The organism is Mycobacterium sp. NGS56, from assembly GCF_059812425.1.
The window spans coordinates 433753-454378 of the sequence record NZ_JCALCQ010000003.1 but is presented as its reverse complement, the minus strand read 5'-3'; the positions used below and the strand labels follow the sequence as shown (position 1 = coordinate 454378).

Sequence of the window (20626 nt, the reverse complement as noted above, 5' to 3'; positions counted from 1 at the left end):
ACACTCCATCGGCTCGGAAATGAACGCAAGCGTCCATTTCGCTCACCTCAGTCGTGTGTCCGAGGGGGGACTTGAACCCCCACGCCCATTTGTAGGGCACTAGCACCTCAAGCTAGCGCGTCTGCCATTCCGCCACTCGGACAAGGCCAAACCAGCATGGGCTGGCAGCTAAGGCTATCGGATCGCGCGCCGCGAACCCAATCCAGCTCCTCGAGACGTCTCGATGATCGGGATCGAGCCGTCCAGCCGCGGCGATGGTAGGAAAGGTGGTTGTGACCATTCAGAGCGGGGCGACCGAGGTGCCAACCAACCCGAGCGACGACGTGGTCGAGGTGGTCAGCAAGCTGATCCGGTTCGACACTACGAACACCGGCGAACCGGAGACGACCAAAGGCGAAGCCGACTGCGCGCAGTGGATCGCCGAGCAGCTCGCCGAGGTCGGTTACGCGCCGCAGTATGCCGAATCCGGCGCGCCGGGACGAGGCAACGTGTTCGTCCGCCTGCCGGGTGCCGACCGATCGCGCGGCGCATTGCTGATCCACGGGCATCTCGACGTGGTCCCGGCCGAGCCGACCGAATGGAGCGTTCATCCGTTCTCCGGTGCGATAAAAGACGGCTTCGTCTGGGGGCGCGGCGCGATCGACATGAAGGACATGGTGGGCATGATGATCGTGGTGGCCCGCCAGTTGAAGCGCTCGGGCATCGTGCCGCCGCGCGACCTGGTCTTCGCGTTCATCGCCGACGAGGAACACGGCGGGACCTACGGAGCCCAATGGCTGGTGGACAACCGACCGGAGCTCTTCACCGGCGTCACCGAGGCGATCGGCGAGGTGGGTGGCTTCTCACTGACGGTGCCCCGCCGCGACGGGGGAGAACGCCGGCTTTACCTCATCGAGACGGCCGAAAAGGGGCTGTCGTGGATGAAGCTCACCGCCCGGGGTCCGGCCGGACACGGCTCGATGGTGCACGACCAGAACGCCGTCACCGCCGTCGCCGAGGCCGTCGTCCGGCTGGGCCGCCACCAGTTTCCGCTCGTGGTCACCGACACGGTCGCACAATTTCTCGCCGCCGTCAGCGAGGAGACCGGGCTGACCTTCGACACCGAGTCGGGCGACCTGCGCGGCGTGATCGAAAAGCTGGGCCCGATGGCCCGCATGCTCAAGGCGGTGCTGCACGACACCGCGAACCCCACCATGCTCAAGGCCGGATACAAGGCCAACGTCGTACCGGCCATCGCCGAGGCGGTGGTTGACTGCCGCATCCTTCCGGGGCGCAAGGCGGCGTTCGAGGCCGAGATCGACGAGCTGCTCGGGCCGGACGTGACGCGCGAGTGGATCAAGGATTTCTCGTCGTATGAGACCAGCTTCGACGGCGACCTGGTCGATGCGATGAACGAGGCCGTGCTGGCTCACGACCCCGACGCACGTACCGTGCCGTATATGCTTTCCGGTGGTACCGACGCGAAATCGTTCGCGCGCTTGGGTATTCGCTGTTTCGGGTTCAGCCCGCTGCGGTTGCCGCCGGATCTCGATTTCACCGCCCTGTTCCACGGCGTCGATGAGCGGGTACCCATCGATGCGCTGCGGTTCGGCACCGACGTGCTGGCCCACTTCCTGACCCACTGCTAGATCACCCACTGCTAGATCACCCACTGCTAGATCCCAAACGCACGCCGATCACACGAGAGGACCGCCATGAGCACTGCTCCTGACCCGTACGCATCGTTGCCGAAGCTGCCGACCTTCACACTGACCTCGGAATCGGTTACCGACGGTCAGCCGCTGGCCAATCCGCAGGTCAGCGGAATCATGGGCGCGGGCGGTGAAGACGTCAGCCCCCAGCTGAGCTGGTCTGGATTCCCGGACGAGACCCGCAGCTTCGCGGTCACCGTCTATGACCCCGACGCCCCGACGGCCTCCGGGTTCTGGCACTGGGCCGTGGCCAACCTGCCGGCCGACGTGACCGAGCTACCCGCGGGAGCCGGCGACGGCAGCAATCTGCCCGGGGATGCGCTGACACTGGTGAACGACGCCGGGCAGCGCCGCTACATCGGGGCCGCGCCGCCGCCTGGCCACGGCCCGCACCGGTACTACATCGCCGTGCACGCCGTGGACACCGAAAAGCTGGACCTGCCGGAGGACGCCAGCCCGGCCTTCCTCGGCTTCAACCTGTTCCAGCACGCCATCGCGCGGGCCGTCATCCACGGCACCTACGAGCAGAAGTAGGGCAGACGGCTCGGCCTCGACGGGGCGCCCGCGCGAGGGGATGTCCCGCCCCAGGGGTCCGGGCTAGGGGGCATTCGCGTGAGGGGTGTCCGCCCGAATCACTTGCGCCACTTTAGTCTCGGTGCTTCATCGCGGAGATTTTTGTCGGTGGCCGGAAGTAGCATTCGAACATGCGTTCGAGTACTCGGCAACAGATTCAGGCCGACATTGATGTGTTGACCGCTGCTGTATCCAGCTATGAGAGGCATTTTTATCAGGCCTTGACGCCTTCGGAGTTGGTCGACGTGCTGGAAGAGGGAGCGTTTTTAGTCGGCCAGCTGGATGCCCTCATGTATGAGCTCCGCAGCCCGTTCGCGCGGCCGCGTGGGCGGTGGACATGACCTTGATGGACCGTGAGCAGATTCAGCAGGACGTTGACGCGTTGTGCGCTCTGGCTTCTCGTTTCCAGGAGCACTCCTACGAGGCGCTGACCAACCCGGAACGCCTAGGGCTCTTGGAGAAATTCGAATGTGTAACTCGCAGGCTTCAGGCGCCTAGCCATCAGCTGATCAATCAGCTTGGGGAGCAAGGGGATTCAACGGAGCTCGGCGGCAAGCTGTCCTGGGTATTGGCAGACCGGCTGCACATCACCCGGGCCGAGGCCGGCCACCGGATCGCCGAGGCCGCCGACCTGGGCCCGCGCCGAGCGCTTTCCGGTGCGCCGCTGGAGCCGGTGCTGCCCGCGACGGCGGCGGCCCAGCGCGACGGGGCGATCGGTGCCGGCCATGTGGCGGTGATCCGGCGGCTTTTCCAACAATTGCCCGAGTCCGTCGACGTCGACACCCGCTCGCACGCCGAGAAACAGCTCGCGGTCAAGGCGACCGAATTCCGCCCCGATCAGCTCGCCAAGCTCGCCCGCCGCTTGATGGACTGCCTTAACCCAGACGGCAGGTACACCGACGAGGACCGGACCCGGATGCGCGGGTTGGTGCTGGGAAATCAGCAGGCCGACGGCATGTCGCGCCTGAGTGGTTGGTTGACGCCGGAGGCCCGTGCCAGCTGGGAGGCGGTGCTGGCCAAGCTGGCCGCGCCCGGCATGTGCAACCCCGAGGATGACACGCCGACAGTGGACGGTGCCCCGTCAGAAGATGCGGTGCAGCACGACACCCGCACCCCCGGTCAGCGCAACCACGACGGACTCAACGCGGCGCTGCGAGCGATGTTGACCACCCGAAAGCTGGGTCAGCACAACGGATTACCTGCCAGCATCATCGTGACCACCACGCTCGGCGAACTCGAAGCCGCCGCCGGAAGGGGTTTGACGGGCGGTGGCACCATGCTGCCGATGTCGGACGTAATCCGCCTGGCCCGCCACGCCCACCATTACCTGGCGATCTTCGACAACGGCAAGGCGCTGGCGCTGTATCACACGAAGCGCTTGGCGTCGCCCGGTCAGCGAATCGTGTTGTATGCCAAGGACCGCGGGTGTTCGCATCCCGGGTGCGATGTGTCCGGCTATTACTGCGAGGTTCATCACGTCGAAGATTGGGCCAAGTCTTTCCGCACCGACATCGACCAACTCACCCTGGCCTGTGGTCCACACCACCGGCTTCTCGAGAAGGGCTGGACGACCCGAAAACGCGCCAACGGCGATACCGAATGGATACCTCCGCCGCACCTGGACCGCGGGCAACCGCGAACCAATGCGTTTCACCACCCCGAGGATCTGCTGTGCGGGGATGAAGACGGCGCGGCTTGACTCAATCCGGCGTGTGCGCCGCCGAGCCGATCGCATCGGCGAGCGAGGCGAAGCCGCCGTCGTGCAGCCGCAGCGCGATGCCCTCATGAATCTGCTTGGGCCACAGGCCTCCTCCGTAGATGAAGCCCGTATAAGCCTGCAGCAGCGACGCGCCCGCGGTGATCCGCTCCCAGGCATCGTCCGCGGTCTCGATGCCTCCGACGCTGATCAGCACCAGGCGATCGCCGACCCGGTTGTAGAGCCGGCGCAGCACCTCGACGGCGCGGCGTGCCACCGGCGGCCCGGAGATGCCACCCGGGCCCAGCTCGTCGACCCCCGGTGTGTTCAACCCCTGCCGCGACACCGTGGTGTTGGTGGCGACGATGCCGGCCAGGCCCAGTTCGACCGCCAGGTCGGCGATGTCGTCGACGTCGGAATCGGAGAGATCCGGCGCGATCTTCACCAGCACCGGTGTGGCGGTCTCGGCGAGCACGGCCGACAGGATAGGTCGCAGCGACTCGACCGCCTGCAGGTCGCGTAGCCCGGGCGTGTTCGGCGAACTGACATTGACCACCAGGTAGGAGGCCAGCGGGCCGACCAGCCGCGCGCTCGCCCGGTAATCGTCGACGGCCTCCTCGGCCGGCGTCACCTTCGTCTTGCCGATGTTGACCCCGATCGGCACCTCGGGCCGCTGTCGCGAAAGCCGCATCGCCAGCGCGCCCGCACCGAGATTGTTGAAGCCCATCCGGTTCAACAGCGCCCGATCGGCCGGCAGCCGGAACATGCGCGGGGCGGGATTACCGGGCTGCGGGTTCGCGGTGACCGTTCCGACCTCGGCATGCCCGAAACCCAGCGCACCCCAGGTGAGCAGCCCCAGACCGTCCTTGTCGAAACCGGCAGCCAGTCCCAGCGGCCCGGGAAAGCGCACCCCGAACACGGTGCTGGCCAGCGCGGGATCCGTCGGGGCCAGTAGCCGATGCAGTACCCGCCGCGTCCAGCCGAGCGCGGTGGCACCACGCAGTACGGCGAACACCAACGTGTGGATGCGCTCGGGCGGGATCAGGAAAAACAGCCGTCGCAGCAGCCCGTACAGCCGGTGTCCGCCCTCGCGTGGCTGGGCCGCCGTCACAGTTCCGGCTGGTCGGGTCGTCGCTCCTCGGAACCGACGCCGTCCAGACGGGACTTCTTGCGGCGCAACAGCACCCGCCTGCTGCCGTCGGTGTAAAGCCGTACCCTGGTCAATTCCCAGCCGCGGTATTCGGCCTCGATGGACAGTCGGGTGGACGCGCTGACCCGGGTCACCTCCGGCGGCAGGCGCAGCGGCGCCCATTCGTATTCATCGGACATATCGGTGTCCCATTCCGCGGGCAAGCGGCTGCGCCGCGCCGCGGTCAACGCGTTCCCGCCGCGTGCTCGATGACCTGAACTCCCGCACCGGAACCCGACACCACGTACAGGGTGTCAGTCGCCTCGTCGAAGGCCAGCGAGTTCGGTTGCTGCACGGTCGGGTAACGCACCTTTTCGACGGGAATTCCGGTGGATAGATCGTAACCAATGACGATATTGGAAACGGTCTGCGAAACCCAGGCTAACGCGCGGGAGCCGGCAAGGCCGTACGGCGCCTGCGGAACCGGGTAGGCCTGACGCAGGATCAGCGGATTGACGCCGTACACCAGCAGTTGGCCGCCGCGGGTATCGGCGACCAGCACCCGGCCCGCCGGGTCGGCGGCCATGGTGGTGGCACCCCGGCCCGCCCGCAGCGCCTGCTGGGCATGGCCGTACGCGTCGATCGTCGTCACCGAGGTCTGCCCACGGTCCAGTACGACCGTCGTATTCCCTTGTGTAGCAAGAGAATCAACGCGCGCGAAGATTCGGTTTTCCTTGGTTACGGCCGCGTCGGTCACGGTGCCGGGCGTCTGGGGCGCAAGGGTGTAGACGGCGCCGTCGGCGCTGCCCAGCACCAGCCTGCCGTCGGCGCGCTGGGCCACCGCGGTGAATTCGGTCTGGGTAGCGCCGGCCACGGCCACCGGCGTGGTGCGCCCGGTGGACAGGTCGACCGCGAAGTAGCCGCCGCGGGCGGCCAGGTAGGCGGTCCCGCGGCCGTCATCGGTCAACGCGGTCGCCGGTCCCGGGAGCTCGATGACGCGTGGCCTGACCTGCGGGTTGCCGAATACGGTGACGCTGGCGGGCGCGGCCGGGTCGTTGCCCGGCGTCAGGACGGCCAGCTGATGAGTGCCACCGTCGAAGGCCGCCGCCGCGGCGTGACCGGCCAGCGGCCGCACCGCCCCGGCCGGCTGCCGCGCCGCCGGCGGCGACACCGCCGCATGCGCCGGTTCGATGGTGCGCGGCGCGGTATCGAGTGAATTCGACGAGCATCCGACGATCGCCGGCAGCAAAGCCGCCAGGACCAAGCCACCGCCTTGAGCTGCCATCTTGTGACGTGGTTGTCGTGACGGCAATTCTTTTCCTTACGGCTTGGCGGTGGCACACAAATTCTAAGGAACGCTTTCGCCTCCAATCGGGCCATGCCACCTTCATCCGACCCTACCGGCGAGGTATCGTCAGCCCATGGCCGTCACCGCTGACCGTCATCTGGCGCTGAAAGAGTTTGCTGTCGAGGACATGTCGACAGGCATTGCCGCTAGCGGATACGGACAAGTCGGTGATGGACGCAGTTTTTCGTTCCACATCGAGAACCGATCCCTTGTCGTGGAGGTTTACCGCGCGCGCCTGGCCGGACCCGTTCCGCAGGCCGACGAGGTGGTCGCCAGGGCGGTCCGCAGCCTGGTCGACATCGACCTCACCGACGAGCGCAGCCTGAGTGCTGCGGTGCGCGATTCGGTGACGCACGCGGTGCCGGTTTTGCGCTAGTCATTCACGGACCCGTGCAGCGGGTACCGTCGTGGTCGATATGACCGTCATCCTGTTACGGCACGCGCGCTCGAGTTCGAATACAGCGGGCGTCCTCGCCGGTCGCTCCGAGGGCGTCGACCTCGATGACAAGGGCCGTGAACAAGCCGACGGCCTGATCGATCGGATCGGTGATCTGCCGATCCGGGAGCTGGTCAGCTCGCCGCTGCTGCGCTGCCGCCGCACCCTGGAGCCGTTGGCCGACGCGCTGTGCCTGGCGCCGCTCAGCGACGATCGGCTCGCAGAGGTGGACTACGGCGATTGGACCGGCCGCAAACTCGGCGACTTGGTCAGCGAGCCGTTGTGGAAGGTCGTTCAGGCCCATCCCAGCGCGGCGGTGTTTCCCGGCGGCGAGGGTCTGGCTCAGGTGCAGGGGCGCGCGGTGTCAGCGGTGCGCGAACACGATCGCCGGCTGGCCGCCGAGCACGGCGGCGACGTGTTGTGGGTCGCTTGCACTCACGGTGACGTGATCAAGGCAATCATCGCCGACGCTTACGGCATCCACTTGGACGGCTTCCAGCGCGTCACCGCCGACCCGGCGTCGGTGAGTGTGATCCGTTACACCGAGCTGCGCCCGTTTGTGTTGCACGTCAACCACACCGGTGCGCGGCTGTCCGCCGCCCTGCGGGCCGGCCCTCCCGCGAAGGACGAGGCAAAGTCCGATACCGGCCCCAGCTCAAACGGAGAGCCGCAGGAATCGGCGCCCGCGGTACCGTCCAGCGACGCGGTGGTCGGCGGTTCCCCGGATTAATTCAGCGGCTGCATCCATCGGATCGCACGACGGTGGCAACAGCCGGTATTTTGGGAAGTGCCATGGCCCGCGCAATTCATGTCTTCCGCACACCCGACCGCTTCGTGGCCGGGACCGTCGGCCAGCCCGGAAACCGCACGTTCTACATCCAGGCTGTGCACGACGCCCGAGTGGTGTCGGTGATATTGGAGAAGCAGCAGGTCGCGGTGCTGGCCGAACGCATCGGTGCGCTGCTGCTCGAGGTGAACCGCAGGTTCGGCACGCCCGTTCCGCCCGAGCCCGCCGAGATCGAAGACCTCAATCCATTGGTCACCCCCGTCGACGCCGAATTTCGGGTCGGAACAATGGGCCTGGGCTGGGATTCGGAGGCCCAGACGGTGGTGGTCGAGTTGCTGGCGGTCACCGACGCCGAATTCGACGCATCGGTGGTGCTCGACGACACGGAAGAGGGTCCCGACGCGGTGCGGGTGTTCTTGACTCCGGAGTCGGCGCGTCAATTCGCCACCCGGTCCAACCGCGTCATCTCCGCGGGACGTCCGCCGTGTCCGTTATGCGACGAGCCGTTGGATCCAGAGGGCCATATCTGCGCACGCGCCAACGGATATCGGCGCAGCGCGCTGCTCGGGCCTGACGATGACCCCGAGGTCTGATGACCGTGAGGTGTTGCGCGACGGCGAGCTGACGGTCATCGGACGGATCCGCTCGGCCAGCAACGGCACCTTCTTGTGCGAATCGACGCTTGGCGAGGCCAGCGTGCACTGCGTTTACAAGCCTGTCGCCGGCGAGGCGCCGCTGTGGGATTTCCCAGATGGGACGTTGGCCGGTCGCGAACGGGCCGCGTATCTGATCTCGGCGAAGTTGGGCTGGAACATCGTGCCCTACACGATCATTCGGCACGGGCCCGCGGGTCCGGGCATGTTGCAGCGGTGGGTCCAGCAACCCGGCGATGCGGTGGACACCGAGCCGCGGCCGGGGCCGGATCTGGTCGACCTCTTTCCCGCCGGCACCAGGCAACCGGGCTACCTGCCGGTGTTGCGCGCCCTGGACTACGCCGGCGACGAGGTCGTCCTGATGCACGCCGACGACATTCGCCTGTGGCGGATGGCGGTGTTCGACGTGCTGATCAACAACGCCGACCGCAAGGGCGGCCATGTGCTGCGCGACCTCGAGGGCCACATCTTCGGGGTCGACCATGGCGTGTGTCTGCACGTCGAGGACAAGCTGCGCACGGTGTTGTGGGGTTGGGCCGGCAAGCCGATCGACGACCACACTCTGGAAGCCGTCGCCGGCCTCGTCGATGCGATCGAAGATCACTTCGGCGACGAACTGGCCGAGCAGATCACTAGGGCCGAGATCGCCGCGCTGCGCCTGCGCGCGCTCACGCTGCTGGACAATCCGGTCATGCCCGGACCCAACCGGCACCGCCCCATTCCATGGCCGGCTTTCTAGCGGTGATCGCAAGCGCCGCGGCGCCATCGGTGCAGGCGGTGGTTCGCCGTCGGCGATACTGAAGCGGTGAGCAACCGCGCGGACGATCTGCCAGAGGTGTCCGATGCAGCCCTGGCCGCCGATCTAGCCGCGGACGCGGGGGAGTTGCTGCTGAAGGTTCGCGATGAAGTCGGCTTCGGGTATCCCTGGGCACTGGGCGATGCCGGCGACAGCCTGGCCAACGCGCTGATCCTGCGGCGCCTGCACGAGGAACGGCCCGGCGACGCGGTGCTCAGCGAGGAGGCGTACGACGACCTGTCCCGACTCAAGCACGACCGCGTGTGGATCATCGACCCGCTGGACGGCACCCGTGAGTTCTCCACACCGGGCCGCGACGACTGGGCGGTGCACATCGCGCTCTGGCAACGCCCCAGCAACGGCGAGCGCGAAATCACCGACGCGGCGGTGTCGTTGCCTGCCCGCGGCAACATCGTCTACCGCAGCGACACCGTGACCGCCGACGCCGCGCGCGTCGGCGTCTCCGACACCATCCGCATCGCCGTCAGCGCCACCCGTCCCCCCGCGGTGCTGCACCGGATGCGGCAGGCGCTGCCCATCCAGCCCGTCGCGATCGGCTCGGCCGGCGCGAAGGCGATGGCCATCATCGACGGGGATGTCGACGCCTATGTGCACGCCGGCGGCCAGTGGGAGTGGGATTCGGCGGCCCCGGCCGGAGTGGTGATGGCCGCCGGCATGCACGCATCGCGGCTCGACGGATCGCCGATGCGCTACAACCAACTCGACCCGTATCTGCCCGACTTCGTGATGTGTCGCGCCGAGCTGGCACCGATCCTGTTGGACGCCATCCGCGGCCGGTAACGCCGATGGGCCGTCACCGGCCCAGTCGACGCCGCCAATCCTTCGCCGAAAGCACCCGGACCATGTTTTCGACGAGGCTGCCCTTCTTGCGGCTGTACGGATACCAGAGCAACTCCTTTTTCATCGTGACCCGATCGGCGACGATGGCCTTCTGACGGCAGTATTTGCGAATGCCGTCGGCGCCGCCGGAGCGGGAACCGATTCCCGATTCCTTCCAGCCCACCATCGGAAGCCCGAACTGCAGCAGGCTGGTGATGACGTTGTTGACGTTGACACTGCCCGTATTCATCTGCCGCGCAACGGACATCGCCTTGTCCTTATCCCGCGTCCACACGCTGCCCGACAGCCCCAGGTTGGAGTCATTTGCCCGCTCGACGGCCTCGCCGACGTCGCGCACCTTCATGACCGGCAGCGTCGGGCCGAACGTCTCTTCGCGCATGCAATCCATGTCGTGGTTCACGTCGACCAGCACCGTCGGCTCGTAGAACAGGCCGCCGTCGGCGTCGCCCGCCTTCCCACCGACAAGCACTTTGGCGCCCTTGGTCACGGCGTCGTCGACATGGCGCGACACGATCGCGAGTTGTTGCGCGGTGGTCATCGACCCTACTTCGCAGGAATAGTCGTGTGCGGAGTCCATGCCGTTGCGCAACGCAGATGTCTTGGCTACCAACTTGTTTACGAACTCGTCGTAGACGGGCTCCTCGACATAGACCCGCTCCACCGAGATGCATACCTGCCCGGTGTACACGAACCCGCCCCATACCGCGCCATCGACGGCGCGGTCGATGTCGGCGTCGGCGCACACGATCATCGCGTCCTTGCCGCCCAGCTCCAGGCTGCAGGGGATCAGCCGCTCGGCCGCCGCCACGGCGATGCGTCGCCCGGTGTTGACCGAGCCGGTGAACATCACGTAGTCGACCGTATCGACCAGTGCCGCACCGGTTTCGCCGTAACCGAACACCACGTCCAGCACATCCGGGGCACCGATCTGCTTCCACCCCTCGACCGCCACCCGCCACGCCAGCGGGGTGAACTCCGAGGGCTTGGACAGCACGGCGCAGCCGGCCATCAAGGCAGCGGGAATGTCGAGCAGCGGCACCGACAGTGGTCCGTTCCACGGGGTGATGACCCCGACTAGTGGATACGGCTGGTAGACGAGGGTCAGCTTCTTGCCGGCGTTGGCGGCGCCGTAGGGGCGCACCGATTGGTCGGCGAGGAATTCGGCGGCGTTGTCGATCCAATAGTTGATGATCTGCAGCGCCGCGATCTCCACGCCGGTGTCGCCCCAGGACTTGCCCGTTTCGAGTTGCAGCGGCGTCAGCAGCTCGTCGCGGTGGTCCAGCATCCAGTCGCGCCACTTGCCCAGCCAGCGCGCGCGACCGTCGATTGTCATTTGCTGCCAGAACGGCTGAGCCTTGCGCAGCCGGGTGGCGACGGCCTGGACTTCGGCGGCGGTCGACACCGCGACGCTGCCGATGACCTGTGCCGTCGCCGGGCATCTGACCACGACTTCTTGCGGTGCGGCCGCTGCCGCGGTGTCTGGTCGGTCAGTTGTATGAGTCGACATCACAACCACCTCGCCGTCGACGGTGGACGAATTTGCCCGATACCGGATTCAGCAAAGCACAAATAGCGTGGTGGCGATGCGATTCGCGGGGGATGGGGTGGCAGGTGGTCGGACGTGCGGCGCGCGGCCGCGCGTCGCTGCGCGCCTCCTCCTCAGCCCGCCACGCAGGCCGCGTCGTCGGCGCGCCTAGGCTGATTGCCATGCAGTCGTGGTCTTCCCCACCGGTACCCGTGTTGTCGGGGCGCGGTCCGGAGCTTCGCCTGTATGACACGTCTGACCGGCAGGTGCGTCCCGTGGCCGCCGGCTCGACCGCCACGATGTATGTCTGCGGCATCACGCCGTACGACGCGACCCACTTGGGCCACGCGGCTACCTATCTGGCATTCGATCTCATCTACCGGCAGTGGCTGGATCTCGGCCACGATGTCCACTACGTCCAGAACGTCACCGACGTCGACGACCCGCTGTTGGAGCGCGCCGAGCGCGACGGCATCGACTGGCGCGTCCTGGCCGAGCGAGAGGTATCCCTGTACCGGGAAGACATGGCGGCGCTGCGCATCCTGGCACCCCGCGAATATGTCGGGGCGACCGAGGCGATAGCCGAGGTGGTCGAACTCGTCGAGAAGATGTTGGCGTCGGGCGCGGCCTACGTCGTCGACGGCGAATACCCGGACGTCTACTACCGCGCCGACGCCACGCCGCAGTTCGGCTACGAATCCGGTTATGACCGGGACACCATGCTGCGGCTGTTCGCCGAGCGAGGCGGCGACCCACAGCGGCCCGGCAAGACCGATGAGCTCGACGCCCTACTGTGGCGGGCTGCGCGGCCCGGGGAGCCCAGCTGGCCGTCACCGTTCGGTCCTGGCCGCCCGGGCTGGCATGTCGAATGCGCGGCGATCGCGCTAAGCCGCATCGGAAGCGGTTTGGACATCCAGGGTGGGGGCAGCGACCTGATCTTCCCGCATCACGAATTCACCGCCGCCCACGCCGAATGTGTCCGCGGCGAGCGGAGATTCGCGCGCCATTACGTGCACGCCGGGATGATCGGCTGGGACGGGCACAAGATGTCCAAGAGCCGGGGCAACCTGGTGTTGGTGTCGCACCTGCGCGCCCGGGGTGTCGAGCCGGCGACCATCCGGTTGGGGCTGCTGGCCGGCCACTACCGCGGGGACCGGTACTGGAGCGATCAGGTACTCGACGAAGCCATCGTCCGGCTGCGGCGCTGGCGCGACGCGACCGCGCTGCCTGCGGGTCCGGATGCCGCCGACGTGATCGCGCGGGTGCGCCAATACCTGGCCGATGACCTGGATACGCCCAAAGCTCTTGCCGCACTTGATGGTTGGACCACCGACGCACTGGAATACGGTGGCCACGACGCCGAGGCGCCGCGGCTGGTGAGGACCGCCATCGATGCGCTGCTGGGAGTAGACGTCTAGCCGATGGCGTCCCCAGCGGTACGTTGGGAACATGAAATCGCTGCGGGACCAAGTCGTTTTCATCACCGGCGGCGCCCGGGGGATCGGGGCCGAGACCGCTCGCCGGCTGTGCGCCAAGGGCGCCAAGCTTGTGCTGACCGATCTCAACCAAGTCGAGCTGAGCGCGCTCGCCGCCGAACTCGGCGACGACCGGGTGCTGACCGCCGTCGCCGACGTGCGTGATCTGCCCGCCATGCAGGCCGCCGCCGACCGAGCGGTCGAGCGATTCGGCGGCATCGACGTGGTGGTGGCCAACGCCGGCATCATGAGTTATGGATCGGTGGCCCAAGTCGACCCCGACGCGTTCAGACGGGTGCTCGACATCAACGTCCTCGGCGTGTTTCACACTGCGCGCGCCACGTTGCCGGCGCTGATCGAGCGTCGCGGCTACGTGCTCATCGTCTCGTCGCTGGCCGCCTACACCGCCTGCCCCGGCCTCGCGCCCTACAACGCGTCCAAGGCGGGCGTCGAGATGCTGGCCAACGCCCTGCGGCTGGAGGTGGCCCACCAGGGCGTCACGGTCGGCTCGGCGCACATGTCCTGGATCGACACCGCCCTGGTCCGCGACACCCAATCCGACCTGTCCGCCTTCAACCAGCTGCTGGCCAGTTTTCCGTGGCCGCTGAACAAGACGACGACCGTCGACAAGTGCGCGGCCGCTTTCGTCACGGGCATTGCGCGCCGTCGCACCCGCGTCTACTGCCCGCGCTGGGTAGCCCTGTTCCGTTGGGTGAAGCCCGTGCTGTCCAGCCCCGTTGGCGAAATGCCCCTGCACAAATCGACTGCCGAGCTGTTGCCCCAACTGGACGCCCAGGTCGCCGCGCTGGGCCGCTCCACCAGCGCCTACAACCGCGACCTCGGCGCGTCCTAGCTGGTCTGAGCCGCGCGTTCCGAAGCGACGGCCGCTACCCGGTTGCGCACCAGGAACCATCCGGCGCTCAGGGCCGGCACGACCACCACCACCGTCGCAATGGTCCAGGTGCCGGTCTCCTTGTCGAAGGCCATCATGACCAGGACGCCGGCCAAGAACGCCAAAGTGAGGTAACCGGAATACGGAGCCCACGGCATCCGAAACCGTGGTCGCTGGATGACGCCGGCCTTGGCCAGTCGGTAGGCGCGCAACTGACACAGCACGATCGTCGCCCAGCACGCGATGATGCCCGGCGCCACGATATTGAGCACGATCTCGAAGGCCTGGCCGGGCTTGACGGCGTTCAAGGCGATGCCGAGCAGGCAGATGGCGCCGGCCATCGTGATGCCGACATAGGGCACCCCGCTCTTGGACATCCGGGTCGCAAACCTTGGCCCGCTGCCACTGAACGCCATCGAATGCATGATGCGACCGGTGGAATACAGCCCCGCATTCAGGCTCGACAGCGCGGCGGTGAGCACCACCACGTTCATCAGGTCCCCCGCGGCGTGGAAACCGATCTTGGAAAAGAATGTGACGAAGGGACTTTCGGTGGCCGTGTAGGACGTGTACGGCAGCAGCAACGCCAGCAGCGCCACCGACCCGACGTAGAAGATCGCGATGCGCGCGATCACCGCGTTGATGGCGCGCGGCATGACCTTCTCCGGCTCGGCCGTCTCCCCAGCGGCCGTGCCCACCAATTCGATGGCCGCATAGGCGAACACGACGCCGGACGTGGTCAGCAGGACCGCTAGCACGCCGGAGGGAAACAGTCCGCCGTGGTCGGTCCACAGACTCAGTCCAATGCTGCGGCCCTCGATCCGGTAGCGGCCGGCGAGAAAGACGATCCCGACGACCAGGAAGGCGACAAGCGCGAGCACCTTGACCAGCGCCGCCCAGAATTCCAGTTCACCAAACCACTCCACCGAGATCAGGTTCATCGACAGCACGACGATGAGGGCGAGCAGCGCCAGCACCCACTGCGGGATCGATTCGAAGGTCGTCCACCGGCGCAGATAGGTGGCGATCGCGGTGGTGTCGACGATGGCCGTCATCGACCAGCCGAGGAAGTACATCCAGCCGATGCCGTAGGCGGCCTTCTCGCCGAAGAATTCGCGGGAATAGGACACGAACGAGCCGGACGTCGGGCGATGCAGGACCAATTCGCCCAGCGCTCGCAGAATCAGGAAGACGAAAACGCCGCACACCGCGTACACCAGGAACATCCCTGGTCCCCCCTTGGCCAGCCGGCCGCCGGCACCTAGGAACAACCCGGAACCGATCGCGCCGCCGATGCCGATCATCTGCACTTGCCGGGGCTTGAGCCCCTTGCGGTAACCGGCGTCTTCGCCTAAATCGCCGACTAAATCGCCGACTACGGGGTCTGGGTTGCCGTCACTAGGCAACGCGGCCATGAAATGTCCAATCGGTAGGTCGCGAAGCGATGCTTCCGTAGTTGATCGGTCGACGGCAAATTGGCCGGCGATCGCGGTGACCGAGCGTTAGCGCCCGAACCCGGGGCGCCGCCGGCGCAGATAGCGCTCGAACTCGGCCGCCAGCGCGTCGCCGTCGATCTTGCCCAAGGCGTCGTTCATGTCGACCTCGGCATCGCCGCGTTGCTCGAGCGATTGCACATACTCGGCCAGGTCCTCGTCCTCGGCGGTCATCTCGGTGACCGCCTGCTCCCAGTCCTCGGCGTCCGTCGGCAGGTCGGCCAGCGGCACCTCGATGTCGAGCACGTCTTCGACGCGGCGCAGCAGGGCCACCGTCGCTTTCGGGTTCGGCGGCTGCGAGACGTAGTGCGGCACCGCCGCCCAGAACGTCACCGCGGGGATCCCGGCGGCCACGCACGAATCCTGAAACACCCCGGCGATGCCGGTCGGGCCCTCGTAGCGGCTTTCCTCGAGGCCGAAGCGTTTCGCGGACTCGGGGGAGTAGGCCGCGCCCGACACCGGGACCGGTCGGGTGTGTGGGGTGTCGGCCAGCAGTGCGCCCAGGATCACCACGGTGTCCACGTTGAGCTTGTCGGCGATGGCCACCAACTCCGAGCAGAAGGTGCGCCAGCGCATGTTGGGTTCGACCCCGTGCATCAACACGACGTCGCGGTCGCTGCCCGGGGGCCGGCAATGCGAGATCCGCATGGCAGGCCACACCAGCTCGCGAGTCACCCCATCCACCTGCCGGATCACCGGGCGATTCACCTGGTAGTCGTAGTACGCCTCGTCGTCGATCTCTAAGATCGGGTCGGCCTCCCAGATGGCTTCTAGGTGGTCGAGCGCGTCACTGGCCGCGTCGCCGGCGTCGTTCCAGCCCTCGAACGCAGCCACGACGACGGTGTGGTGCAGTTCGGGCAACGCGGCTTTGCCGAAGGGGGGGCCGTCGGGCGGGGTCACAGAATCAGCGTACGGCCTCACGGCCCGATGTTCGGGCCGCGATGGCCGCGGATTGCCGGCCGATTGACGCTCAACCGGCGGCTTTACATAGGACGACTATGCTTATCTCGTGACTGCCGCCGACGATCACCGCTACGACGCGGTTGCCCGCACCACCCCGGCGCCGCGGTTGGTAACCGGCCGCGGCGCGTCGGGTACGCAGTCGCAGGCCGCCGATTTGAGCCTGGACGACTACGACAACAGGCGTCGACGCGGGGAAGACGAAATACGTTCGGCTGCAAACTGGTTAATCTCGGTAAGTACCTCGCCGCCAGCATTCGCGAACTGTCGATCGCGGCGATGAGTTGGGCGTCCAGACGTCGATCGGGTGACGACGTAGACTTTTCTGGTCGAGAGGCGTTGCAACGGTTCCGGTTCGCCGCCGGTATCCGCCACGCTCGGCAGAGTCAAGGACGCCTTCCGCTACGGAAGGAACGTACGTGAACGCCGCTAAGCCGAACACCCCTGAGAGCGGCACCTTCGCGCCGAACATCCGCCCCGATTGCACCGACGAACTGACGACAGCTCTGCGCCAGCGGATCATGGTGATCGACGGCGCGATGGGGACCGCGATCCAGCGCGACCGGCCGGACGAGGCCGGGTACCGCGGCGACCGGTTCACGGAGTGGCCGACCGCTCTTCAGGGCAACAACGACCTGCTCAACGTGACGCAGCCGCAGATCATCGAGGGAATCCACCGCGAATACCTCGAGGCGGGCGCCGACATCCTGGAAACCAACACGTTCAACGCGAACGCGATCTCGCTGTCCGATTACGACATGGCGGACCTGAGCTACGAGCTGAACTACGCCGGCGCCGCCCTGGCCCGCAAAGCCGCCGACGAATTCAGCACCGCGGAGAAGCCGCGCTACGTCGCGGGTGCAATCGGGCCGACGACGCGGACCGCGTCGATCTCACCGGACGTCAACGACCCCGGTGCCCGCAACGTCTCCTACGACCGGCTGGTCGCCGCCTACCTCGAGTCCGCCAACGGTCTGGTCGACGGCGGTGCCGACCTGCTCGTCATCGAGACGATCTTCGACTCGCTGAACGCCAAGGCGGCGGTGTTCGCCGTCGAAACGCTGTTCGAGGAGCGCGGACGACGCTGGCCGGTGATCATCTCGGGCACCATCACCGATGCCTCCGGGCGGACGTTGTCCGGTCAGGTCACCGAGGCGTTCTGGAACTCAATCAGGCACGCGAGGCCGATCGCGGTCGGCCTCAACTGTGCGCTGGGCGCGCCGGAGATGAGGCCCTACATCGCCGAGATGTCGCGGATCGCGGACACCTTCGTCTCCTGCTACCCGAACGCCGGCCTGCCGAACGCCTTCGGCGAATACGACGAGACCCCGGAGCGTCAGGCCGGCTACATCGCCGACTTCGCCGAGGCCGGCCTGGTCAACCTGGTCGGTGGTTGCTGCGGAACGGCGCCGCCGCACATCGCCGAGATCGCCAAGGTCGTCGAGGGCAAACCGCCGCGCGAGGTGCCGGAGATCCCGGTGGCCACCCGGCTCTCGGGCCTCGAGCCGCTCAACATCACCGACGACTCCCTGTTCGTGAACATCGGTGAGCGCACCAACATCACCGGCTCCGCGCGGTTCCGCAACCTGATCAAGGCCGAGGACTACGACACCGCACTGTCCGTCGCCCTGCAGCAGGTCGAGGTCGGCGCGCAGGTCATCGACATCAACATGGACGAGGGCATGATCGACGGCGTCGCCGCGATGGACCGGTTCACCAAGCTGGTCGCGGCCGAGCCGGACATCAGCCGCGTTCCGGTGATGATCGACTCCTCCAAGTTCGAGGTCATCGAGGCGGGCCTGAAGAACGTGCAGGGCAAGCCGATCGTCAACTCGATCTCCATGAAGGAGGGCGAGGAGAAGTTCGTTCGCGAGGCACGGCTGTGCCGCAAGTACGGCGCGGCCGTCGTGGTGATGGCCTTCGACGAGCAGGGTCAGGCCGACAACCTGGAGCGCCGCAAACAGATCTGCGGGCGCGCCTACCGGATCCTGACCGAAGAGGTCGGCTTCCCGCCCGAAGACATCATCTTCGACCCGAACTGCTTCGCGCTGGCAACCGGCATCGAGGAGCACGCGACCTACGGGATCGACTTCATCGAGGCCTGCGCCTGGATCAAGGAGAACCTGCCGGGGGTGCACATCTCCGGCGGCATCTCGAACGTGTCGTTCTCGTTCCGGGGTAACAACCCGGTCCGCGAGGCGATCCACTCGGTGTTCCTGTTCCACGCCATCAAGGCCGGCCTCGACATGGGCATCGTCAATGCCGGTGCGCTGGTGCCCTACGACTCGATCGATCCCGAGCTGCGGGACCGCATCGAGGACGTCGTCCTGAACCGTCGTGAGGACGCGGCCGAACGGCTCCTGGAAATCGCCGAACGGTTCAACAGTTCGGGGAAGTCCGAGGATCCGACGGCGGCCGAGTGGCGTGGCCTGCCGGTCCGCGAGCGGATCACGCACGCCCTGGTCAAGGGCATCGACGCCCACGTCGACGACGACACCGAGGAATTGCGGGCCGAGATCGCCGCCGCGGGAGGGCGGCCGATCGAGGTGATCGAGGGCCCGCTGATGGACGGCATGAACGTCGTCGGTGACCTCTTCGGCTCGGGCAAGATGTTCCTGCCCCAAGTGGTGAAGTCGGCCCGGGTGATGAAGAAGGCCGTCGCCTACCTGCTGCCGTTCATCGAGGCGGAGAAGGAGGAGTCTGGCGCAACCGCCGGCAAGGACACCAACGGCACGATCGTGATGGCGACCGTGAAGGGTGACGTCCACGACATCGGCAAGAACATCGTCGGGGTCGTGCTGCAGTGCAACAACTTCGAAGTGATCGACCTCGGGGTGATGGTGCCCGCCCAGAAGATCCTCGACGCGGCGAAGGAGCACGACGCCGACATCATCGGGTTGTCCGGCCTGATCACCCCGTCGCTGGACGAAATGGCCAACTTCGCTGTCGAGATGGAACGCGAGGGCCTCGAGATCCCGCTGCTGATCGGTGGCGCGACCACCTCGCGCGCACACACGGCCGTGAAGATATCGCCGCGTCGTAGCGGTCCGGTGGTCTGGGTCAAGGACGCGTCCCGCTCGGTGCCGGTCGCCGCCGCGCTCCTCGACGACAAGCAGCGTCCCGCCCTGCTGGAGGCGACGGAGAAGGACTACGCGTCGCTGCGCGAACGGCACGCGCAGAAGAACGAGCGGCCGATGGTCACGCTGGAGAAGGCCCGCGCCAACCGGACGCCGATCGAGTGGGACGGCTACACGCCGCCGGTCCCCGTTATCGGCGCGGGAGTGCGCGAATTTCAAGACTACGACATCGCCGAGTTGCGCGAGTACATTGACTGGCAGCCGTTCTTCAACGCCTGGGAGATGAAGGGCCGCTTCCCCGACATCCTCAACAACCCCGCGTCGGGCGAGGCGGCCCGCAAGCTGTATGACGACGCCCAGGAGATGCTGGACACCCTGATCAAGGAGAAGTGGCTGACCGCCAACGGGGTGATCGGGTTCTTCCCGGCAAACGCGGTCGGCTCGGGTGTTGAAGACATCGAGGTGTACACCGACGACACTCGTACCGAGGTGCTGACCACGTTGCACAACCTGCGCCAGCAGGGCGAGCACCGCGACGGCATCCCGAACCGGTCGCTGACCGACTACATCGCCCCCAAAGAAACGGGTCTCCGGGACTACATCGGCGCCTTCGCCGTCACCGCCGGGCTCGGCAGCCAGGAGAAGATCGCGGAGTTCAAGGCGGCCCTCGACGACTACAGCGCGATCCTGCTGGAGTCGGTCGCCGACCGGCTGGCGGAGGCCTTCGCCGAACGGATGCACCAACGCGTCCGCAAGGAGTTCTGGGGATTCCAGCCGGACGAGCAGCTGGACAACGAGGCACTCATCGATGAGAAGTACAGGGGAATCCGTCCCGCCCCCGGCTACCCGGCCTGCCCGGAGCACACCGAGAAGGTGACGCTCTGGAAGTTGATGGACGTCCGGGAGCGGACCGGCATCGAGCTGACCGAGTCAATGGCGATGTGGCCCGGTGCCGCCGTCAGCGGCTGGTATTTCTCGCACCCGCAGTCGCAGTACTTCGTGGTCGGCCGGATGGCCCAGGACCAGGTCGCCGACTATGCGAAGCGCAAGGGCTGGACCCTGGCCGAAGCCGAGCGCTGGCTCGCGCCCAACCTCGGCTACAACCCGGAGGACTGAGCCCGGGCGCCGGTGAGTCCAGCCTTCACACGAGTTCGGGCTGTCACACGAGTCTCGGTCGCGGCAGGTAAACAGTTTGCCCGCCTTTGAGACAACCGATCCCGCCGGGGGGGAAGTG

The 20626-nt window shown here is 66.9% G+C and carries 18 protein-coding genes and 1 tRNA gene; 12 read left to right on the top strand and 7 right to left on the bottom strand.

Features of this window, described 5'->3' with window-relative positions:
• Nucleotides 1-56 precede the first annotated feature (56 nt).
• Nucleotides 57-142 (bottom strand) — tRNA-Leu (locus tag AC5Y4F_RS12275).
• 112 nt (nucleotides 143-254) lie between these two features.
• On the opposite strand from AC5Y4F_RS12275, the gene AC5Y4F_RS12270 reads away from it, so the two are divergent.
• The 4 genes from AC5Y4F_RS12270 to AC5Y4F_RS12255 all read left to right on the top strand — a co-directional run bounded on the left by AC5Y4F_RS12270 (nucleotide 255) and on the right by AC5Y4F_RS12255 (nucleotide 3963).
• Entirely contained in the window at nucleotides 255-1628 is a 1374-nt protein-coding gene (locus AC5Y4F_RS12270; RefSeq protein WP_369829680.1) for a M20/M25/M40 family metallo-hydrolase, read from the top strand.
• A gap of 66 nt (nucleotides 1629-1694) precedes the next feature.
• Nucleotides 1695-2225, top strand: coding sequence for a YbhB/YbcL family Raf kinase inhibitor-like protein (locus tag AC5Y4F_RS12265; RefSeq protein WP_067932066.1), 531 nt, complete (start codon nucleotides 1695-1697; stop codon nucleotides 2223-2225).
• A 170-nt stretch (nucleotides 2226-2395) separates the two neighbouring features.
• A complete protein-coding gene (locus AC5Y4F_RS12260) occupies nucleotides 2396-2605 on the top strand; it encodes a hypothetical protein (RefSeq protein WP_499996910.1) in 210 nt (69 codons plus the stop codon).
• Nucleotides 2602-3963: an HNH endonuclease signature motif containing protein gene (locus tag AC5Y4F_RS12255; protein WP_499996909.1), complete on the top strand. Its 1362-nt coding sequence runs from the start codon at nucleotides 2602-2604 to the stop codon at nucleotides 3961-3963. The genes AC5Y4F_RS12260 and AC5Y4F_RS12255 overlap by 4 nt, the downstream gene beginning before the upstream one ends.
• A gap of 1 nt (nucleotide 3964) precedes the next feature.
• Here the strand turns inward: AC5Y4F_RS12255 and AC5Y4F_RS12250 are convergent, their stop codons facing one another.
• From AC5Y4F_RS12250 to AC5Y4F_RS12240, 3 genes are read right to left on the bottom strand one after another with little or no spacing between them, the layout of a single operon-like run.
• A complete protein-coding gene (locus tag AC5Y4F_RS12250; protein ID WP_499997079.1) occupies nucleotides 3965-5035 on the bottom strand; it encodes a quinone-dependent dihydroorotate dehydrogenase in 1071 nt (356 codons plus the stop codon).
• Nucleotides 5036-5067: 32 nt separating this feature from the next.
• Complete coding sequence (locus tag AC5Y4F_RS12245) at nucleotides 5068-5337, bottom strand: DUF5703 family protein (protein ID WP_067932069.1); 270 nt, start codon at nucleotides 5335-5337, stop codon at nucleotides 5068-5070.
• Nucleotides 5334-6374 carry a YncE family protein gene (locus AC5Y4F_RS12240; protein WP_499996908.1) on the bottom strand — a complete coding sequence of 347 codons (1041 nt, stop codon included), beginning with the start codon at nucleotides 6372-6374 and terminating at the stop codon, nucleotides 5334-5336. Before AC5Y4F_RS12240 ends, AC5Y4F_RS12245 begins: the two co-directional genes overlap by 4 nt.
• Before the next feature lie 136 nt (nucleotides 6375-6510).
• Between AC5Y4F_RS12240 and AC5Y4F_RS12235 the strand changes: the two genes are divergently transcribed.
• The 5 genes from AC5Y4F_RS12235 (at nucleotide 6511) to AC5Y4F_RS12215 (ending at nucleotide 9910) form a co-directional block, all read left to right on the top strand.
• Entirely contained in the window at nucleotides 6511-6813 is a 303-nt protein-coding gene (locus tag AC5Y4F_RS12235) for a hypothetical protein (RefSeq protein WP_067932078.1), read from the top strand.
• 40 nt (nucleotides 6814-6853) lie between these two features.
• Entirely contained in the window at nucleotides 6854-7603 is a 750-nt protein-coding gene (locus AC5Y4F_RS12230) for a histidine phosphatase family protein (protein WP_499996905.1), read from the top strand.
• 62 nt (nucleotides 7604-7665) lie between these two features.
• Nucleotides 7666-8253: a DUF3090 domain-containing protein gene (locus AC5Y4F_RS12225; RefSeq protein WP_067100900.1), complete on the top strand. Its 588-nt coding sequence runs from the start codon at nucleotides 7666-7668 to the stop codon at nucleotides 8251-8253.
• Nucleotides 8237-9052, top strand: a complete 816-nt coding sequence (locus AC5Y4F_RS12220) for an SCO1664 family protein (protein ID WP_067932081.1) — start codon at nucleotides 8237-8239, stop codon at nucleotides 9050-9052. The genes AC5Y4F_RS12225 and AC5Y4F_RS12220 overlap by 17 nt, the downstream gene beginning before the upstream one ends.
• 66 nt (nucleotides 9053-9118) lie before the next feature.
• Nucleotides 9119-9910, top strand: coding sequence for a 3'(2'),5'-bisphosphate nucleotidase CysQ (locus tag AC5Y4F_RS12215; protein ID WP_067932083.1), 792 nt, complete (start codon nucleotides 9119-9121; stop codon nucleotides 9908-9910).
• A gap of 13 nt (nucleotides 9911-9923) precedes the next feature.
• Here AC5Y4F_RS12215 and AC5Y4F_RS12210 read toward each other — a convergent pair whose 3' ends face one another.
• Nucleotides 9924-11477: an aldehyde dehydrogenase family protein gene (locus AC5Y4F_RS12210; protein ID WP_499996902.1), complete on the bottom strand. Its 1554-nt coding sequence runs from the start codon at nucleotides 11475-11477 to the stop codon at nucleotides 9924-9926.
• A gap of 200 nt (nucleotides 11478-11677) precedes the next feature.
• Here AC5Y4F_RS12210 and mshC point away from each other — a divergent pair, with 200 nt between their 5' ends.
• Nucleotides 11678-12913: a cysteine--1-D-myo-inosityl 2-amino-2-deoxy-alpha-D-glucopyranoside ligase gene (gene mshC, locus AC5Y4F_RS12205; protein ID WP_067932087.1), complete on the top strand. Its 1236-nt coding sequence runs from the start codon at nucleotides 11678-11680 to the stop codon at nucleotides 12911-12913.
• Between the two features lie 31 nt (nucleotides 12914-12944).
• Nucleotides 12945-13823 carry an SDR family oxidoreductase gene (locus AC5Y4F_RS12200; RefSeq protein WP_499996899.1) on the top strand — a complete coding sequence of 293 codons (879 nt, stop codon included), beginning with the start codon at nucleotides 12945-12947 and terminating at the stop codon, nucleotides 13821-13823.
• On the opposite strand, the gene AC5Y4F_RS12195 is transcribed toward AC5Y4F_RS12200, so the two are convergent.
• Complete coding sequence (locus AC5Y4F_RS12195; RefSeq protein ID WP_499996898.1) at nucleotides 13820-15277, bottom strand: amino acid permease; 1458 nt, start codon at nucleotides 15275-15277, stop codon at nucleotides 13820-13822. The genes AC5Y4F_RS12200 and AC5Y4F_RS12195 overlap by 4 nt on opposite strands.
• Before the next feature lie 87 nt (nucleotides 15278-15364).
• Complete coding sequence (locus AC5Y4F_RS12190) at nucleotides 15365-16255, bottom strand: PAC2 family protein (protein WP_197520488.1); 891 nt, start codon at nucleotides 16253-16255, stop codon at nucleotides 15365-15367.
• Between the two features lie 581 nt (nucleotides 16256-16836).
• Between AC5Y4F_RS12190 and metH the strand changes: the two genes are divergently transcribed.
• On the top strand, nucleotides 16837-20508 hold the full coding sequence (gene metH / locus AC5Y4F_RS12185) for a methionine synthase (RefSeq protein ID WP_499997078.1): 3672 nt from the start codon (nucleotides 16837-16839) through the stop codon (nucleotides 20506-20508).
• The last annotated feature ends 118 nt before the right edge of the window (nucleotides 20509-20626 follow it).

Coding starts and splice junctions, on each gene's coding strand:
- AC5Y4F_RS12225 (WP_067100900.1), top strand. CDS start 7,666: ATGGCCCGCGCAATTCATGTCTTCCGCACACCCGACCGCTTCGTGGCC.
- AC5Y4F_RS12230 (WP_499996905.1), top strand. CDS start 6,854: ATGACCGTCATCCTGTTACGGCACGCGCGCTCGAGTTCGAATACAGCG.
- mshC (WP_067932087.1), top strand. CDS start 11,678: ATGCAGTCGTGGTCTTCCCCACCGGTACCCGTGTTGTCGGGGCGCGGT.
- AC5Y4F_RS12270 (WP_369829680.1), top strand. CDS start 255: ATGGTAGGAAAGGTGGTTGTGACCATTCAGAGCGGGGCGACCGAGGTG.
- AC5Y4F_RS12260 (WP_499996910.1), top strand. CDS start 2,396: ATGCGTTCGAGTACTCGGCAACAGATTCAGGCCGACATTGATGTGTTG.
- AC5Y4F_RS12220 (WP_067932081.1), top strand. CDS start 8,237: ATGACCCCGAGGTCTGATGACCGTGAGGTGTTGCGCGACGGCGAGCTG.
- AC5Y4F_RS12240 (WP_499996908.1), bottom strand. CDS start 6,374: ATGGCAGCTCAAGGCGGTGGCTTGGTCCTGGCGGCTTTGCTGCCGGCG.
- AC5Y4F_RS12235 (WP_067932078.1), top strand. CDS start 6,511: ATGGCCGTCACCGCTGACCGTCATCTGGCGCTGAAAGAGTTTGCTGTC.
- AC5Y4F_RS12210 (WP_499996902.1), bottom strand. CDS start 11,477: ATGTCGACTCATACAACTGACCGACCAGACACCGCGGCAGCGGCCGCA.
- AC5Y4F_RS12255 (WP_499996909.1), top strand. CDS start 2,602: ATGACCTTGATGGACCGTGAGCAGATTCAGCAGGACGTTGACGCGTTG.
- AC5Y4F_RS12200 (WP_499996899.1), top strand. CDS start 12,945: ATGAAATCGCTGCGGGACCAAGTCGTTTTCATCACCGGCGGCGCCCGG.
- AC5Y4F_RS12265 (WP_067932066.1), top strand. CDS start 1,695: ATGAGCACTGCTCCTGACCCGTACGCATCGTTGCCGAAGCTGCCGACC.
- AC5Y4F_RS12195 (WP_499996898.1), bottom strand. CDS start 15,277: ATGGCCGCGTTGCCTAGTGACGGCAACCCAGACCCCGTAGTCGGCGAT.
- metH (WP_499997078.1), top strand. CDS start 16,837: ATGGTGATCGACGGCGCGATGGGGACCGCGATCCAGCGCGACCGGCCG.